The sequence below is a fragment of the Allokutzneria albata genome, from assembly GCF_900103775.1.
In the GTDB taxonomy this organism is placed as follows: domain Bacteria; phylum Actinomycetota; class Actinomycetes; order Mycobacteriales; family Pseudonocardiaceae; genus Allokutzneria; species Allokutzneria albata.
Map to the genome: position 1 here is coordinate 4,279,309 of NZ_LT629701.1, position 17,028 is coordinate 4,296,336.

The 17,028-nt window shown below is 70.0% G+C and carries 15 protein-coding genes; 6 read left to right on the forward strand and 9 right to left on the reverse strand.

The window, feature by feature from the left end:
* Positions 1 to 8: 8 nt before the first annotated feature.
* Entirely contained in the window at positions 9 to 443 is a 435-nt protein-coding gene (locus BLT28_RS18870; protein WP_231950825.1) for an ATP-binding protein, read from the forward strand.
* Entirely contained in the window at positions 440 to 1,219 is a 780-nt protein-coding gene (locus BLT28_RS18875; protein WP_030430953.1) for a SigB/SigF/SigG family RNA polymerase sigma factor, read from the forward strand. Before BLT28_RS18870 ends, BLT28_RS18875 begins: the two co-directional genes overlap by 4 nt.
* A gap of 78 nt (positions 1,220 to 1,297) precedes the next feature.
* On the opposite strand, the gene dacB is transcribed toward BLT28_RS18875, so the two are convergent.
* The 3 genes from dacB to BLT28_RS18890 form a co-directional block, all read right to left on the reverse strand.
* Positions 1,298 to 2,845: a D-alanyl-D-alanine carboxypeptidase/D-alanyl-D-alanine endopeptidase gene (gene dacB, locus BLT28_RS18880; protein ID WP_030430952.1), complete on the reverse strand. Its 1,548-nt coding sequence runs from the start codon at positions 2,843 to 2,845 to the stop codon at positions 1,298 to 1,300.
* A 94-nt stretch (positions 2,846 to 2,939) separates the two neighbouring features.
* On the reverse strand, positions 2,940 to 5,237 hold the full coding sequence (locus BLT28_RS18885; protein ID WP_030430951.1) for a chitinase C-terminal domain-containing protein: 2,298 nt from the start codon (positions 5,235 to 5,237) through the stop codon (positions 2,940 to 2,942).
* Between the two features lie 74 nt (positions 5,238 to 5,311).
* Positions 5,312 to 6,340: a GlxA family transcriptional regulator gene (locus BLT28_RS18890; RefSeq protein WP_231950339.1), complete on the reverse strand. Its 1,029-nt coding sequence runs from the start codon at positions 6,338 to 6,340 to the stop codon at positions 5,312 to 5,314.
* 138 nt (positions 6,341 to 6,478) lie between these two features.
* Here BLT28_RS18890 and BLT28_RS18895 point away from each other — a divergent pair, with 138 nt between their 5' ends.
* The gene (locus BLT28_RS18895) at positions 6,479 to 7,873 is read left to right on the forward strand and encodes an alpha/beta hydrolase (protein ID WP_052407591.1); all 1,395 of its coding nucleotides are present in this window, start codon (positions 6,479 to 6,481) and stop codon (positions 7,871 to 7,873) included.
* Between the two features lie 35 nt (positions 7,874 to 7,908).
* Here the strand turns inward: BLT28_RS18895 and tesB are convergent, their stop codons facing one another.
* Both tesB and pyk read right to left on the reverse strand, forming a co-directional pair.
* Entirely contained in the window at positions 7,909 to 8,844 is a 936-nt protein-coding gene (gene tesB / locus BLT28_RS18900) for an acyl-CoA thioesterase II (protein WP_030430948.1), read from the reverse strand.
* Between the two features lie 18 nt (positions 8,845 to 8,862).
* Entirely contained in the window at positions 8,863 to 10,296 is a 1,434-nt protein-coding gene (pyk, locus tag BLT28_RS18905) for a pyruvate kinase (RefSeq protein WP_030430947.1), read from the reverse strand.
* 61 nt (positions 10,297 to 10,357) lie between these two features.
* On the opposite strand from pyk, the gene BLT28_RS18910 reads away from it, so the two are divergent.
* Positions 10,358 to 10,738, forward strand: a complete 381-nt coding sequence (locus BLT28_RS18910) for a VanZ family protein (protein ID WP_052407590.1) — start codon at positions 10,358 to 10,360, stop codon at positions 10,736 to 10,738.
* 138 nt (positions 10,739 to 10,876) lie between these two features.
* On the opposite strand, the gene BLT28_RS18915 is transcribed toward BLT28_RS18910, so the two are convergent.
* On the reverse strand, positions 10,877 to 11,527 hold the full coding sequence (locus BLT28_RS18915; protein ID WP_030430945.1) for a DUF2461 domain-containing protein: 651 nt from the start codon (positions 11,525 to 11,527) through the stop codon (positions 10,877 to 10,879).
* 87 nt (positions 11,528 to 11,614) lie between these two features.
* On the opposite strand from BLT28_RS18915, the gene BLT28_RS18920 reads away from it, so the two are divergent.
* Positions 11,615 to 12,700, forward strand: coding sequence for a WD40/YVTN/BNR-like repeat-containing protein (locus BLT28_RS18920; RefSeq protein WP_030430944.1), 1,086 nt, complete (start codon positions 11,615 to 11,617; stop codon positions 12,698 to 12,700).
* A gap of 11 nt (positions 12,701 to 12,711) precedes the next feature.
* Complete coding sequence (locus tag BLT28_RS18925) at positions 12,712 to 12,996, forward strand: MoaD/ThiS family protein (RefSeq protein ID WP_030430943.1); 285 nt, start codon at positions 12,712 to 12,714, stop codon at positions 12,994 to 12,996.
* Between the two features lie 4 nt (positions 12,997 to 13,000).
* Here the strand turns inward: BLT28_RS18925 and BLT28_RS18930 are convergent, their stop codons facing one another.
* From BLT28_RS18930 to BLT28_RS18940, 3 genes are all read right to left on the reverse strand, one after another.
* The gene (locus BLT28_RS18930) at positions 13,001 to 13,888 is read right to left on the reverse strand and encodes a lysophospholipid acyltransferase family protein (protein WP_052407589.1); all 888 of its coding nucleotides are present in this window, start codon (positions 13,886 to 13,888) and stop codon (positions 13,001 to 13,003) included.
* Between the two features lie 110 nt (positions 13,889 to 13,998).
* Complete coding sequence (locus BLT28_RS18935) at positions 13,999 to 15,228, reverse strand: glycosyltransferase 87 family protein (RefSeq protein ID WP_052407588.1); 1,230 nt, start codon at positions 15,226 to 15,228, stop codon at positions 13,999 to 14,001.
* A complete protein-coding gene (locus tag BLT28_RS18940; protein WP_162184874.1) occupies positions 15,225 to 17,009 on the reverse strand; it encodes an ArnT family glycosyltransferase in 1,785 nt (594 codons plus the stop codon). The genes BLT28_RS18935 and BLT28_RS18940 overlap by 4 nt, the downstream gene beginning before the upstream one ends.
* Positions 17,010 to 17,028: the final 19 nt, after the last annotated feature.

Here is a 17,028-nt window from a genome sequence, read left to right on the forward strand (position 1 = left end):
GAGTGACCGTGTCCCCTTCCGAGCCCGCGATGGCCGAACAGACCTTCGTACCCGCCCCCATCGAGGTGCGGGTCAGCGCCAACGCGGCTCACCTGTCCGTCGTCCGCGCGGTGGCAGCGGACCTGGCGATGCGGGAGGACTTCGATCTGGACTCCATCGCCGACCTGAAGCTGGCCGTGGACGAGGCCTGCTCCACCCTGATCGGCATAGCCTCCCCCGGCGCGGCGCTGAGCTGCCGGTTCAGCCCCACCGCCGGACGCGTCGTCGTCGACGTCAGCGTCCTGGCCGAGGAGCCGCACGAGCCCAAGCGGGACACCTTCGGCTGGCGGGTGCTCAGCACCCTCGCCGACGAGGTGACCGCGTCGACCACACCGTCGGACAACGGCAAACACCTCGTGCGGATCGAGCTGTCCAAGGCAAGTGGGACGGTGGTCGGCGCGTGAGCTCACAGGCGGAGCAGACCAAGGGCGGGTACGAGCAGTACGCGCCGGTGTTCGCCGAGCTCGCCGCGCTGGACCCCGACGACCCCGCGCGCGCGGAGCTCAGGGACAAGCTGGTCACCGGGCACCTCCCGGTCGCCAAGCACATCGCCCGCCGGTTCGCCAACCGCGGCGAGAACCAGGAGGACCTGGCCCAGGTCGCCACGCTCGGGCTGATCAACGCGGTGGACCGGTTCGACCCGGAGCGCGGCGTGGACTTCCTGTCCTTCGCGGTGCCGACGATCATGGGCGAGGTCCGCAGGCACTTCCGCGACACCAGCTGGGCGGTCCGGGTGCCCCGGCGGCTCAAGGAGATGCACCTGTCGATCAGCGCGGCGGTCGGTGAGCTGTCGCAGCGGATGGGCCGGGCGCCGACCCCGAGCGAGATCGCCGCGCACCTCGGCGTCTCCCGCGAGGAGGTCTTCGAGGGCCTCGAGGCGACCAACGCCTACCGCAGCGCGTCACTGGACGACATGCTGCTCGGCGAGAACGACGGGGTCTCCCTCGGCGACGCGCTCGGCGAGGAGGACGAGGGCATGGCCGACGTGGAGCGGCGGGAGTCCCTGCAGCCCCTGCTGGAGCGCCTGCCCGAGCGCGAGCGGACGATCGTGGTGCTGCGCTTCTTCGGCAACATGACGCAGACCCAGATCGCCGATCGCGTCGGCATATCGCAGATGCACGTGTCGCGGTTGCTGTCGCGGACGCTGGCCAAGCTCCGCGACGCTCTGGACGAGGAGTAGGTGAACGCACTGAATGAGTCATTCGGTGCGTTCACCTACACCAATGACTCATTCAGTGCGAAAGCGGCGGTGCGAGGGTCAGCAGGTGCGGGTCCAGGTGCACTCGAGATCGGAGTGCGGGCTGGGGGCGCCTGCGGAGCGCGGGGCGGGGATCGGCACGGAGCGGTCCGACGCGCCGCGGTAGTTGGCGAGCCGGACGGCGATCGCGTCCTCGATGCCGGACGGCTTCGCGGTGAGGTAGTTGTTCATCACCGACGCGAAGACCAGCTTCTCGCCGTTGGCCGCGGTCACGTAGCCGGACAGGCCGGTCACCGAGGTCAGTGAACCGGTCTTGGCGTGCACGTTCCCCTCGGCGGGCGTGCCCTTCATGCGGTTGCGCAGCGTCCCGCCGACCATGCGGTCCGGCTTGCCCGCGATCGGCAGCGACTCGTACCACGCGGGGAACCACGGCCTGCTCTGCGCGGACACCAGCAGGTCGCCCAGCTGCTCGGTGGTGATGAGATCCATTCTGGACAGTCCGGAGCCGTCGACCATGCGGTAGGCGTTGGCGGGCATGCCGAGGCCGGCGAGCTTCTGGGACATCACCTCGATGCCCGCCGCCCAGGTGCCCTGGTTCTTCTCCTTGCGCCCCATGGCCTTCACCAGGGCCTCGGCGTGCATGTTGTTGGACAGCTTCATGAACGGCACGATCAGCTCGGCCAGCGTCATCGAGCTGTGCGTGGCGACGGTCTTCGCCCCCGCCGGGACGGGGCCGCGGCCGACGTCCTTGCGGATGACGTTGATGCCCTTGGCGGCCAAGGCTTTCAGGAACACGTCGGCGGTGTAGGCGGTGGGGTCGCCGACCGTGGAGTAGTCCTCGTCGGGCGCCGCGACGGTGCCGGAGACGACGATCCTGGAGCCGCCGTGCTCGCGCTGGACGGACAGCGAGCTCGGGGTGCCCGGCGCTGCGGAGACGGTGCGGTTGTCGATGGTGACGACGCTCGTCGCCGGGCTGAGCCGGATCTGCGCGGGCTTGCCGACGGCATCCGGTTGCGCTTGTACGAGAACGGTTCCCGCGTCGAAGTCGGGGTTGGGCGCTAGGGTCAGCGCGGAGATCTCGGCGCTGTAGTAGTAGGGCTCGTCGTCCCACGCCCACCCGGTGCCGAGCCGCACGCTGTCGAACCAGGTGTCGTCGGCGACCACGCGGCCGGTGACGGTCTTGATCCCGGCACGGACGAGCTGGTCGGCGAGCGAGGCGAGGTCGGCCTCGCGCAGGGTGGGGTCACCGGTGCCGCGCAGGTGGAGGTCGCCGAGGAGCACACCACCCGCGGTCCGTGCCCCGGTGAGCACCTCCGTCGTGAAGCGGTGGTCCGCCCCGAGGGTCTCCAGTGCCGCCGCCGAGGACAGCAGCTTGCCGTTGGACGCCGGGTTGAGCCTGCTGGTGGCGCCCCGGCTGTAGAGCACCTCACCGCCGGCCGCCTTGCGCACGACCAGACCGAAGTGCGCCCCGTTGAGCGCGGGCGCCGCCAGGATGCGGTCGAGGTCCAGGCGGAGCGCGTCCTGCCCGGTCGGTTCACCCTGGGCGGATCCGCTGACCAGTCCGACCAGGAGCACCGCGACCACGCCGGAAGTGAATCGCCAACGCATTACGCCTCCTCTGCTGTGAGGAGGCGACGGTACCCGGCACGGGCGGTGTTCACTGCGTCCAACTTGGCGAACACCGCCCGTGCTCGATAACGAATCAGCAAGCGCCCAGGGATTCCCAGACACCCCACTGGCCCGTGGTGCCCGGCTCCTCCCCCTTCGTCCACCACTTCGCGCGCCAGCGCTGCCCGGCGTGCGAGACGGTGTTGCCGCCGCCGTACTCCTTCGCCCGGTCCCACGGCGCGTCAGCGCACACCGGCGGCTTGGACGTGGTCGTCGTGGTGGTGGTCGGCGGCGGCGTGGTGGTGCCACCGCCGCGCGCGTAGTCCTGCGTGATGCCGTAGGTCTTGCCGCCGAAGGTGATCGTGTAGTTCGACGGACCGGAGATCGGCAGCTGGTAGCTCAGCGCCACGTCGGCGGTCGCGCCCGGGGCGAGGTTCTGCCAGCTCGGCAGCTTCATCGAGACGCGGTGGAAGTCGCCCTTGAGCCCGCCGATGTTGTTCGGCCCGGTGTGGTCGCTGCGGATGACCGACAGCGTCCAGCCGGACTGCTGCGCCATGCTCGGCGGCGCGGTGGTCGGGTAGTCGAACTGCAGCTCCCCCCCGCCCGGGATGGTCTGCGCCGAACCGTTGGTGATCCGCATCTTCGGGCTGATCGGGTAGTTGTTGTCGCCCAACGGGAACTCAACGAAGTCGATCTTGACGTCGAGTCGTTCGGCCGGGGAGGCCTGCGGGGACTTCTTGTTGCCGTGCGGCCCGGCGGTGGCGAACTTCTGCCTGATCGTCGTGGTCAGGGTGTTGCCGATGTAGTGCTCGCCCTTGGCCGCGTTCCACGCGTAGTCACCGGCAAGCTCCCAGATCATGATGCCGCCGATGCCCTTGTTCGCGACGTAGTCGGCCTTCGCACCGATCGAGCGCTCGTCCTCTGTGGACAGGAAGACCTTCTTGTCGTTGTTCCACAGCCACGGCGCGGTGAGGGTGCTGTCGTAGTGCGGGGTGTAGGTCCCGGTCAGCCGGTCCTCGGGATCGGTCGCCGGGTCGAGCCCGTACTGCCCGATGTAGCTGCCCGCGATGCCACGCTCCAGGTTCTTCGTGTGCCACAAAGGATTGGAGCCCGCGCCCAGCTCCTTGCCGTTCTCCTTGTCGTGCCAGATGTTGTCGATGCCCCGCGCACCGTCACCGCAGGCGGTCAGGCCCTGCGGGCAGTTGGAGCCGACCGCGGTCCCCCACAGGCCGTTGGTGCCACCGACCACGTTGCGATGACCACGGCTGTAGAACGGGACGCCGATGTTGATGCGTCCACTTTGGACTCCACCGCGGAAGTAGTGGTAGGCCCAGTCGGTGTTGAGGTAGCCGATCCCGCCGTACTGCGGTGCTCCGTAGACACCTCCCGCGGCGAGTTCGGCGTCCTTGCCGTCGTCGTAGAGCGAGGCGTTGGGGCCGACGAACTTGTTCCAGGCTCCGTGCAGGTCGTAGGACATGATGTTGACGTAGTCGAGGTACTGCGTGGCCTGCGAGACCTCCATGCCGCGCAGCAGCCAACCCGACGCGGGCGCGGCCACGGTCAGCATGTAGTACTTGCCATCGGCCGCCGAAGCCGCGTCCAGCTTCTCCCGCAAAGTCTTCATCAGCACCTGGTAGCTGCGGTTGAGCCCGGCGCGGCGCGCGTTGGCCAACTGGAAGTCCAACGGGTTGCCCGCGTCCTTGTTGGAGGTCGGGTACTCGTAGTCGATGTCGACGCCGTTGAAGCCGTAGGCGCGCAGGAACTGCACGGTGGAGTCGGCGAACGCGTTGATACCAGCGGTGTTCACGCTGTTGTCGGCGTTCGTGGTCATCGAGTAGAAGCCGCCGCTGTCGACGCGGTCACCGGCTTCGTTGATGTAGCCACCGGTCTCCGCCCAGCCGCCGACCGAGATCAGTGTCTTCACGGCGGGGTTCTGCTTCTTGTACTTCGTCAGCAGGTTGAAGTGGCCCTTGTACGGCAACGTCGGGTCCAGCTCCGCGCCCGCGACCCCGGGCCACTCCATGCCGGTCGCCGGGTTGTTGGCGTTCTGCGCGCCGACGGAGATCCGGTTCTGCGGATCGACGTGCGCGAACGCGTAGTTGATGTGCGTGACGTTGTTCCAGGGGATGTTGTTGACCAGATAGGCGGGCTGGTTGTTCTTGCCGTGCCGCCACCCCGTGAAGTAGCCGATGACGCGTCGGCTGATGCCGATCTTCTCGCGACCCTCGGTGTCGTAGTTCAGGCAGTAGGGCGTGTCCACCCCACCGGTGCGGTACAAGCCGTCGGGACGACAGTCCTCGTTGACCGCGGAGGCGGGAGAATTCCCCACCACCACAAGCAATCCGGACAACAACGCGACCACGGCTGCGCCGATTGCAGTTCTCCGTGCCACGAGTCACCTCCATTGGTGTCGTGGCGGCGGAGGCGGGTGCTGGCGAGGACCGTAAGCGGCTCCGGCCGACTCCGTCAATAGGTCTGGACCACTTGTGCCCGGGCGGCGGAGCGGTTGCCTGCCAACGGATCAGCGCAGATCCCGGTGGTCCGGAAGCGCCCGCGGTAGGCCACCGGCGGCACCCCGAGCACGCGGATGAAGGCGCGGCGCATCGTCTCCGCGGTGCCGAAGCCGCAGAGCCGTGCGATGTCCTCCACCCCGTCGTCACCGTTCTCCAGCAGGCCGCGCGCCGCCTCGACGCGGGTCTGCTCGACGTACTGGGCGGGGCTGATCCCCATCTCGCGGCTGAACAGCCTGGTGAAGTGCCGGACGCTGAGCATCGCGCGCGCGGCCATGGCCGGTACCGAGTGGTCCTCCCCCGGCGAGAGCGCGACGGCGTCGAGGACCTTGCGCAGCGGGGTGTCGCAGCTGATCTGGGGCTGACCGCCCGCGCTGAACTGGGACTGCCCGCCGGGGCGCTGCAGGAACACCACCAGGGACCGGGCGACGCGGCGCGCGGCCTCCGGTCCCATGTCGCGCTCGACGAGGGCCAGCGCCAGGTCGATGCCCGCCGTCACCCCCGCCGAGGTGGCGACCGGCCCGTCCCACTCGAAGATCGAGTCCGGCTGGACGACGACCTTGGGGTGCAGCGAGGCGAGGCGGTCGCACCAGCTCCAGTGCGTGGTGGCGCGCCTTCCGTCGAGCAGCCCGGACGCGGCCAGCAGCAGCGCGCCGGTGCACACCGACACGACGCGGCGCGCGCGGCGGGCGATCCGGCGGACCTGCGCGGCCTGCTCGGTGCGCACGGACGGCTCCCGCCCGGGGCAACGGACGACGGAGCCGGTCACGACGAGCGTGTCGATCACCTCGTCCACTTCCTCGATGGCGAGGTCGACGCGGAGCCGGACTCCGGCCGTCGTGCACACGTCCCGCCCTCCCGGCGAGGCGAGCCGGACCTGGTACGGGCCGCCGTAGCGAGCGGCGACTGTGAACACCTCGGTGACCCCGGCCGCGTCGAGCAGCGGCACCCCGTCCTCGACCAGTACGACGATCTTTCCAAGCACGCCGTCCAGCCTGTCCGCTTCGGCCCGCGCCAACGCAGGGGGACTTCCCCGATATTCCCCTGAGATGACCCCGAGAAGCCCGTTTCGTCCTGATCACGCGCGCGATGCTGAACCGATCCGACAGGAAGGAATCGCGTCGTGCGAACAACCGCAGCCGCCCTGCTCGCACTCGGCGTGGCGCTCACCGCGGTGCCCGCGCCGGGGTCGGCGAAGGCCGCGCCCGCCCTGGACTGGAAGCCGTGCACCGAGGGCGCCACCGCTCAGTGCTCCACGTTGACCGTGCCGCTGGACCGGGCGAACTCCAGCGGGAAGATCGAACTGGCGGTGTCCCGCGCCCCCGCGCGCGATCCCGGGCGGCGGCTCGGGGTGCTGATGTTCAACCCCGGTGGCCCCGGCACGGGCACCGCGGACCTGGTGGCGAACCAACCGCAGACGTTCTTTCCCACCGAGATCCTGGATCGGTTCGACGTGATCGGAGTCGATTTCCGGGGAACCGGGAAATCGACGCCGGTCCAGTGCGCTCTGCCCGCGCACGATCCCCTTGTCGACCGCTTTCCCACGATCGCGCCGGGCGTGGCGAAACTGGTCGGGTCCAACGCCGCCTTCGCGGAGTCCTGCGTGGCCAAGACCGGGCCGGTGATGGCCCACCTGGACACCGCGACCATCGCGCGCGATCTGGACGCGCTGCGGGAAGCCTTGGGCGAGAAGCAGATCAGCTATCTCGGCATCTCCTACGGCACCATGCTCGGCCAGGCTTACGCGGAACTCTTCCCGCACCGGCTGCGCGCGCTGGCGCTCGACGGCGTGGTCGACCGCTCGTTGCCGACCGCGCAGCTGCTGCGGGACAACGCCGAAGCGACCCGGGACGGGTGGACGTACTTCGTGGACTGGTGCGCTCGCGAGGCTTCCTGTGCGCTGCACGGGAAGGACGTGCGGCAGGTCCTGCGCGACGTGCTCGCGCGGGCGGACCGCGGTGAACTGAAGGACGGGGACAAAGCCGTGACCGCGCGCGAGGTGCAGGCGAACGTGACCGCCTCGCTGAACCTCGCCGGTCTGCTGCCCGCGTTGGCGAAGGGGCTGCTGGCCGCGTCGACCGGCGACGGCACCCAGGTCAGCAAGGGCATGTTCAGCCTGCCGAGCTACGCCTCGTACCGGTCGATCATCTGCCAGGACGTCCCGGCCCGGTTCGACCTGCCCGCGGCGGTGCGCGAGTCACGCGCCCTGAACCCCGACCTCGGCGGGTACTCGGAGTTCTGGGACATCGCCTCGGGCTGCGTCGGCTGGACCCAGCCGACGCGGTGGCACCCGCACCCCTGGCGCGCCGCGCCCCGGTCGACGCTGCTGGTCTCGGGCGAGCACGACGTGGCGACTCCGCGCGTGTGGGCGGAGAACGCGCACCGGCAGATCCCGGGCAGCCACCTGCTGACGTGGCGGGGCCTCGGGCACAGCACCTGGACCGGGAACAACCGCTGCGCCCACCTGGCGATCAGGAACTACCTGCTCACCCTCGCCGCGCCCACCGCGCAGTGCTGAGTCCTCGGACCCGGCTGGGAGGTGGGGCAAGCTGATCAGCGGCGGACCGGGCGGAGCAGGCCCTCCTGGACCACTGTCGCGATGAGGCGGCCGTCCCTGGCGAAGAACCGGCCGTTGGCCAGGCCCCGCCCGCCGGAGGCGCTGGGCGACTCCGAGTCGTAGAGGACCCACTCGTCGGCCCGGAACGGGCGGTGGAACCACATCGCGTGGTCCAGGCTCGCGCCGATGACATCGCCCCAGTACACGCCGTGCCGCGCCAGGACCGAGTCCAGCAGCGTCATGTCCGACATGTACGCCAGCAGGCACACGTGCAGCAGGTTCTCGTCCGGGACGCGGCCGTCCGCCTTCATCCACACCTGGCTGCGGGCGGGGCCGGGCTCCCCGGTCAGCCACGGCGGGGTGGTCACGTGCCGGATCTCGATCGGCCGGGGCAGCTTGGCCCACGGACCGAGCTTGTCCTTGTACGGCTGGACGAACTCGCCGTAGGTCGGCAGCGACTCGGGGTCCGGCACCTCCGGCATCTCGTCGCCGTGGTCCAGCCCCTCCTCCGCGGTCTGGAACGACGCCGACAACGCGAAGATCGCCTTGCCCCGCTGGACCGCCACCACGCGGCGGGTGGTGAAGGAGCGGCCGTCCCGGATGCGGTCCACCTCGTAGACGATCGGGATGCTCGGGTCCCCGGCGCGGATGAAGTAGGAGTGCAGCGAGTGCACCCCGCGCTCGGCCGGCACGGTGCGGCCCGCGGCGACCAGGGCCTGACCGGCGACCTGGCCGCCGAAGACGCGCACCGGCGACGCCTCGGGGCTGACCCCGCGGAAGATGTTCTCCTCGATCCGCTCCAGGTCCAGCAGCGCGACCAGGCGGTCGAGCACGGGCTGGCCGTGCGGGACGCCGTCGGCGGCCAGCGGGACCGGGACGGCGGAGGAGGCCCCCGCGGGGTCGGCCGCCGCGGCTCTGGCGACTTCGGTCACGGGGAGCTCCTCAGCGGGTCAGGCGTGGTCTTCTTCACCCAGACGGTGTACCCGGATGAGGTTAGTCGAGCCGACCGTCCCCGGCGGGGAGCCTGCGACGATGACCACAAGGTCGCCCGGCTGGTAGCGGCCGGTCATGGCCAGCATCGAGTGGTCGACCTGCTGGATCATCTGGTCGGTCGAGCCGACCTCGGGCACCAGGAAGGTCTCGACGCCCCAGCTCATCGCGAGCTGGCTGCGCACCTCGGGCTCGGGGGTGAAGGCCAGCAGCGGCAGCGGCGTGTGCAGCCGGGCCAGCCTGCGCACCGTGTCGCCGGACTGGGTGAAGGCGACCAGGGCCTTGGCGTTGAGCCGCTCGCCGATGTCGCGGGCGGCGTAGGAGATCACCCCGCGCTTGGTCCTGGGCACGTGCGACAGCGGCGGCACGGCGTCGGGGGTGATCTCGGTTTCGGCCACCTCGACGATCCGGCTCATCGTCTTGACCACGTCGATCGGGTAACGGCCCACGCTGGTCTCGCCGGAGAGCATCACCGCGTCGGTGCCGTCGAGCACCGCGTTGGCCACGTCGGAGGCCTCGGCGCGGGTCGGCCGGGAGTTGCCGATCATCGACTCCAGCATCTGGGTCGCCACGATCACCGGCTTGGCGTTCTCGCGGGCGATCTGGATGGCCCGCTTCTGCACCACCGGCACGTACTCCAGCGGCAGCTCCACGCCCAGGTCGCCGCGGGCGACCATGATCCCGTCGAAGGCCAGCACGATGGCCTCCAGGTTGTCCACGGCCTCGGGCTTCTCCAGCTTCGCGACCACCGGCAGCCTGCCGTTGCCCACCCGGTCCATCACCTGGTGCACCAGGTCGATGTCGGCGGGGGACCGGACGAAGGACAGGGCGATGATGTCCACCCGCAGGCTCAGGGCGAACTCGAGGTCCTCGATGTCCTTGTCGGACAGGGCGGGGACGGAGACGTCCATCCCGGGCAGGGACAGGCCCTTGTTGTCGCTGACCTTGCCGCCCTCGGTCACGTCGCAGACCACGTCGGGGCCCTCGACGGCCACCACGGTCAGGCCCACGTTGCCGTCGTCGACCAGCATGCGGTCGCCCGGCTTGGCGTCGTTGGCCAGGCCCTTGTACGTGGTGGAGACCCGGTCGTGGGTGCCGGGCACGTCCTCGACGGTGATCCGCACGCGGTCACCGGTCTCCCACATCACCGGTCCGTTGGCGAACCGGCCGAGGCGGATCTTGGGGCCCTGCAGGTCGGCCAGGATGCCCACCGCGCGTCCGGAGGCGTCGGCGGCCTGGCGGACCATGTCGTAGACCTGCTTGTGGTCGGCGTGGCTGCCGTGGCTGAAGTTCAGCCGCGCCACGTCCATGCCGGCTTCGACCAGGTCACGGAGCTTCTCCGGGGTCGCGGTCGCCGGACCGAGGGTACAAACGATCTTCGCACGTCGGCTCACGTCCGAGCAGCCTAGACCCGATTGCTGTACCGATACCGCAATCCGGGCCAGGATCTTTGTCGTGAGCCTTCGCGTTCTGCCCTTCGTCACCGCGGTGTTGCTGAGCGTAGTCATCCTGTTCATGCCGAGATCCGGCGTCCCGCTCGCGCCGCCCGGCGTGGACAAGGTCGTGCACTTCGGCCTGTTCTGCCTGCTCGCGGTCACCGGTCTGATCGCGAGGCTGCGGCTGTTGCCGCTGGCCATCGGCCTGTTCCTGTACGCGGTGGCCTCGGAGGTCCTGCAGGCGACGCTGCCCGTCGACCGGACCTTCGAGGTGGTGGACATCCTCACCGACTGGGCCGGGCTCGCGGCCGGGACGCTGCTGCACGCCTGGGCCAGCTCGGCCCGCGGCCGTGCGCTGCGCCGCCGTTACCTCCGCCGCCAGGCCGACGAGGAAGCCTGAGCACTTCCACCCGAACGGGTGGTCTTTTCGGCCCTCGCCGATGCGAACGCCGGATTCGGTGCGGTGTACGCACTGAACGAGTCATTCGGTGCGTTCAAGTACCTCGATGACTCATTCGGTGCGCGGGAGGCGGAGCCGCTAGAAGCGGGTTTCGCTGACCCCGACGTGGTCGGCGGCCCACGCGTTGACGTCGACCAGCTCGCGCCAGGCCTTGCGCACCCGGTCCAGGCACGCGCGCTCGTGCAGGACGTCGTCCGGCTCCCATTCGCGCACCACGTAGATCGAGCGGTGCTTGAGCAGCTCGATCCGCGGGTGCTCGGGGTCGTAGCCGCGCGGGCGGGTCTTGAGGCGCTCGCCCCTGACCTCCCAGCCCTTGCGTTCGAGCTTGCGCAGCAGCTGCCGGAACGCCTCGCCCCTGCGGTCGTCGTCGATCGCGGTGCGGTAGCGCGCGAGCTGGTCGGCGGCCATCGCGAACGAGCCGCCGCCGACGAGCAGGCCCGCCGGGCTGATCTGCACGTAGAAGGCCCCGCCGCCGCGCCCCTGCTCGACCACGCCGCCGCAGTGGGTCTTGTAGGGCGTCTTGTCCTTGCTGAAGCGCACGTCGCGGTACGGGCGGAAGACCTTGCCAGGCCCGAACTCCGGCTCCAGCTCGGCCAGCAGCGCCTCCATCGGGGCGCGCACGTCCTCGTCGTAGGTCCGCTTGTTGTCCGTCCAGAACGCCTTGGAGTTGTCCGCCTCCAGGTCGTCGAAGAAGTCGATCGCGTGTTCGCCGAACCCGCCGAAAACCATGGTCAACGACGGTACCGGGTGACTGTCGGTGGCCCGGCGTAGCGTCCGGCAGTGACTTGGATCACGCATTTCGATATTCGGAGGTTTGTGATGGTTCTGCTGGCGATCGGCACCCGCAAGGGCCTGTGGCTGGCCAGGAGCACCGACGGGAGGGCGAGCTGGAGCCTCACCGGCCCGCACCACCCCATGACCGCGGTCTACTCGGTGGCGGTGGACACCCGCGGGGACACGCCCCGGCTGCTCGCCGGCCTGCACAGCGAGCACTTCGGCCCGAGCGTCATGACCAGCGACGACCTCGGCGGGACCTGGCAGGAGCCGGACCACGCCCCGGTCGCCTTCCCCGAGGACACCGGCGCCTCGCTCGGCCAGGTCTGGCAGATCGCCCCGGGACCGCGTTCGCAGCCGGAGGTCGTCTACGCCGGTGTCGAGCCCTCCGCGCTGTTCCGCTCCGGCGACGGCGGCCGCACCTACGAGCTGGTGCGGGCGCTGTGGGACCACCCGCACCGCGCCGACTGGACCCCGGGCTTCGGCGGGCAGGCGATCCACTCCGTGCTGCCGCACCCGGACAACCCCGACGAGGTCACGGTGGCGATGTCCACCGGCGGCGTCTACCGGACCACCGACGGCGGGCGCAGCTGGGCGGCCAGCAACAGCGGTATCAGCGCCTACTTCCTGCCCGACCCCGATCCCGAGTTCGGCCAGTGCGTGCACAAGATCGCGCAGCACCCGGACCGGCCCGAGCGGTTCTTCGCGCAGAACCACCACGGCGTCTACCGCAGCGACGACAGCGCGCGGACGTGGCAGTCCATCGCCGAGGGCCTGCCGAGCGACTTCGGCTTCCCGATGGTGGTGCACCCGCACAAGCCCGAGGTGATCTACACGTTCCCGCTGACCGCGGACGCGCTGCGATTCCCGCCGGACGGCAAGTGCCGCGTGTACCGCAGCGAGGACGGCGGCGGCTCGTGGACGGCGCTCGGCACCGGCCTGCCCGAGGACGGGTTCTGGACGGCGGTGCTGCGTGACGCGATGTGCGTGGACGACGCCGACCCCGCGGGCGTGTACTTCGGCTCCCGCACCGGCGAGGTGTACGGCAGCGCCGACGAGGGCGACTCGTGGTCGCTGATCGCCCAGCACCTGCCCGACGTGCTCTGCGTCCGCGCCGCGGTGGTCTGAGGGGGTCCGCGATGAACGTGACGGTGTTGCTGCCGGGAGTGCTGCGCCCGGCGGCCGGTGGCGCCCCCAGGTTCGAGCTGGAGATGACCGCGCCCGCCACCCTCGGCGACGTGCTGGACGTGATCGCGAGCCGCTATCCGTTGCTGGAGCGGCGGTTGCGGGACGAGCAGCGTCGGCTGCGGCGGTACGTGAACTTCTTCGTCGACGGCGAGGAGTGCCGCCGTCTCGCGGGCGCGGACACCCCGCTCGCGGAAGGCACCGAGATCCAGATCATCCCGTCCGTGGCGGGTGGCTGACCCGCTAGGAGCACGGGACGGAGACGTCGCGCGGGGTGATCAGGCGCTTCTCGGCGATGAAGGGCTTCGGGTTGGCGGCCGGGCAGGCCGCGGGATCGGGGGTGGAGCAACGATCGATGGCGGCCTTGGCCGCGCGGCACAGGGCGGCACGCGAGCGGTGACGGGACGGGTCGAGGACCGGGAGCGCGCGCACGTGGACTTCGAGTCCGCGGATCGCGGCGATGGCGCGCACGTTCTCCGGCAACGTCTGCCCACCGAGGAACGCGGCGGCGGACGTGGCGCGTCCGCCGCGCAGGCGGTGCTCGATCAGTGTCGGGCGAACAGGAACACCGGCGCGCAGCGCGGCTTCGAAGACGGCGGGGGCGAAGGGGCCGCCGGGAGAGCTGCACCGGCGGACGCCTTCGGGGAAGGCCCCTACGGGCAGGCCCGCGCGCAAGGCGGAGGTGATCTCGGCGATGGTGTCCGGCAGGGCGCGCAGCCGCGAGCGGTCCAGGAAGATCGTCCCGCCACCGGCGACCAGCCTGCCGAGGAAGCCGCGGGCCGTCCGCGCGTCGGCCACCACGTGAATCGGTTGCTGCACCAGCAAAGCGGCCGCGTCCAGCCACGACAGGTGGTTCGCCACGAGCAGCGCGGCACCGCCCCGCGGGCCGGTGTGCACCACGCGGACGCCGAGCGCGCGCAGCAGCAGTCCCGCCAGCCGCCGCAGCTCACGGACGCGGCGACGCGGGCTGAGCAGCGGCAGGAGGACGGCCAAGGGCACGGCGAGCAGGAGCACGGAGAACACCGACGCGAGGCGGAAAGCGCGGAGCGCCAACGGAACGGTCGGCGTCTCCCCCGCCTCGGGCAGGCAGCCGGACGGGCAGTGGGTTCGGTATCCGGGAGAGGTCTTCACTGGTCTGCATCCACAATCGAGGTCGACGGCAATGCAGGTGTGGATCTTGCACGAGCTCGTCCGGGCCACCTCGCCGGGGGTCTGGTGTCGTTTGCTGCCAACAGAAGCGGTTACGGCACAGCGACCTGCGAGGGAACGCTGAGGCGACGCCGGATCCAGAGCAGGGTTGCGCCGAAGAGGAACACGTACACGTTGGTGTGGATGTTGCCGAGGCCGCCCCACTCCGGGATGCCGATCACCCCGAGCGCCGGGACGTCCATGCGGTGCCCGGTGACCATGTGCATGGGCCAGGAGAACGTCACCACGGCGAGGACGCTCAGCACGACGACGTTCGTCCTGCTGCCGCGCCACCAGTGGGCGGCCACGATCGCGAGCGGGACGAACCACACCCAGTGATGGCTCCACGAGATCGGCGACACCGCGGCCCCGGTCATGCCGACCACCGTGAAGGCCAGCAGGGTCTGCCCGCGGCGATGCGCCATCACGGCCACCGAGAACCCGGCCAGCGCGGCGAGCAGTGCGACGCCGAGCCACAGCACCGTGGGCGGCTTGTCCACTGTGAACAGACGGGCGAGCAGGCCGTTGAGCGACTGGTTCATCGGGCTGGCGACCTCGCCGACGCGCTCGGCCTGGAGGAACGTGCCGCTCCAGTACCGCAGCGTGTTGCCCGGCGTCACCGCGAGGCTCACCGCGACGGTGCCCAGGAACGTGCCGACCGCGACCAGAGCGGCCTTGTAGCGCCGGGTGACCAGGAAGTAGACGACGAAGATCGCGGGCGTGATCTTGATACCGGCGGCGAAGCCGACCGCGAGGCCGAGCCACACCTCCGTCCGCCGGTGCAGCCCGAGCAGCAGGATCACCAGCAGCACCAGGTTGACCTGGCCGAGGTGCATGGTCCACGAGACCGGCTCCACCCAGAACAGCAGCGCGGTCAGCCCCAGGGTGACGCGGCGGGTGTCACGGTCGGGCGCATACCCCGTGATTCGCAGCGACAGCCAGATCGCGCAGGCCAGGAGCGCGGTGTTCACGGGGAACACCAACAGCTTCCACAGCCACAACGGGCCGAGCACCATCGGCGCGAACAGCAGGGTTGAGAACGGCGGGTAGGTGTAGGAGAACATCCCGCCGTCGATCTTGGCTTCGTACAGCGGTCTGCCTTCGACCAGCGCCCGCGCTCCGGCCTCGTAGACGGTGAGGTCCAGGAAGTCGGACATGATCAAGAAACCGGTGAAGGCCCAGTGCAGCAAGGAGAGGACGACGAACGCCGGGACCGTCACCACCGCGATCCGCACCGCGTTGCGGGACACCCAAGCCAGCGGCTTCGGCAGGGTGGGACTCATCGCGCGCCTCCCGGACGGCAGTCGAACAACAGCTCGGGGTGTCCCGGCGGCCCGGAGGGACCCGACGCGCCCTGGTACTCCACGGGCGGCACGGGGGCGCAGTTCTTCGCCACCCACTCCTGGCGCTCGATCGACACTCCCCCGCCCATGCCGCCGTGGAAACCACCGATGAGCACGTGCCGGAGCTGGCCGGACCGCACCAGTTCCTGAAGCTCCACAATGGACGGAACCGCGGCCGCTCCGGTGAACCCGCCCATGGGCAGCACGCTGTACCCGGCGCGCAGGTAAGGCGCCGCGGTGTTCGCGGTCGGAACGGCGAACACGTAACGCTCCTGAGAGTGGTGCTGCTTCACGTAACGCAGCACACCCGCATTCGGAGTGACCATGTTCATGTCCCCCATCCCCGGAGGAAACGGCATGTCCGGAGGCATACCGTGCATGGCCGCCATCCCCGCACCGGACAGCGCACTGCCTTGGCCCGCAACCGGGTTGAGCGATGACAAGCCATCGAAGGTCTTCCCTGAAGCCATCGAGGTGAACACCCCAGGACCCACCAAGACCGCAGCCACGGCGACTGCGGGAAGTCGTGCCACGAGAGCGACCACGACACCCACCGCGACCACGATTCCAAGCCACACCAAGTCTTCTCGTATACACAAAACGACAGCCCACGCGCCCGTCGCAACGAGCCCAACCCACGTGTTGATGTGGAAGGCATAAGCCGCCAAGGCAGCGATGGCAGGGGTCATGGCCGCGGTGTAGTAGGGGTGAATCCCCGGCGCAGCAGAGAAAAGAACCGTGTGCGTGACGAGCCAGGTTCCCCAGAGGAGCAGCCCAGCACGCTCTCGGGGGAAGTCCTTGCGGGCAACCAAGCCGAGTGCGAGCGCGACCAGGGCCAACGGGAGCAGCCAGCTGACCTGAGCGCCGACCTCCGAGTTGAACAGGCGGAACGGACCGGCCGCCCCACCGAAGTCCGCGAGGAAGCTGCTCACCTGGTCGGTCGCCGCGGTGCCGTGGGAGAACCGACCGAAGCCGTTGTACAGCAACGCCATCTCCCACACGGAGTTGTGAGTGCTGCCGTCGGCGTACGGGCGGTTCACGGCGGGTGTCAAGGCGACCGCGACGAGCCACACGGAGCTGAGCGCGAGGGCCAGCGCACCCGCGACCGCTGTCCGCCCGAGGCGGCCCGAGAACCCTCCGGGTGCGGCGACCAGGTAAGCGATCCCCAGTGCGGGCAGGACGAGGAACGCCTGCGTCATCTTCATCTGGAAGCCGGCGCCGACCCACACCGCAGCGATGAGCAGCTGCGGCCAGCGTCCGTCCTTGATCGCCTTGGATGTCGCCAGTGCCGCACAAACCATGCACAGCACCAGGAACGTGTCGGGGATGTTCACCCGCGCCAGCACCACGGTGATCGGCGTCAGCGCGAACACGGCTCCGGCGATGAGCCCGGCGCGCGTGCCGATCCAGAGCCGCACCGCCGAGTACAGCACCGGAACTGTTGCCGCTGCGGCAAGCGCTTGGGGAAGCAGGACGGCCCAGGAGTGGAAGCCGAACACGCGCACGGACAACGCCTGCAACCACAGTGCGCCAGGCACCTTGTCCACCGAGATCGTCCCGGCCGGATCGAAGGCGCCGTAGAAGAACGCGTGCCAGCTCTCGCTCATCGAGCGCACGGCGACCGTGTAGTAGTAATGCGGTTCGACTCGGCCGAAAGCCCAGAACGCCAACAGGAACGTCGACGCGGTGAAGCCGAGCACGGCAAGAGAACGAGGAGGCACCGGCGTGCGACGCTTCTTC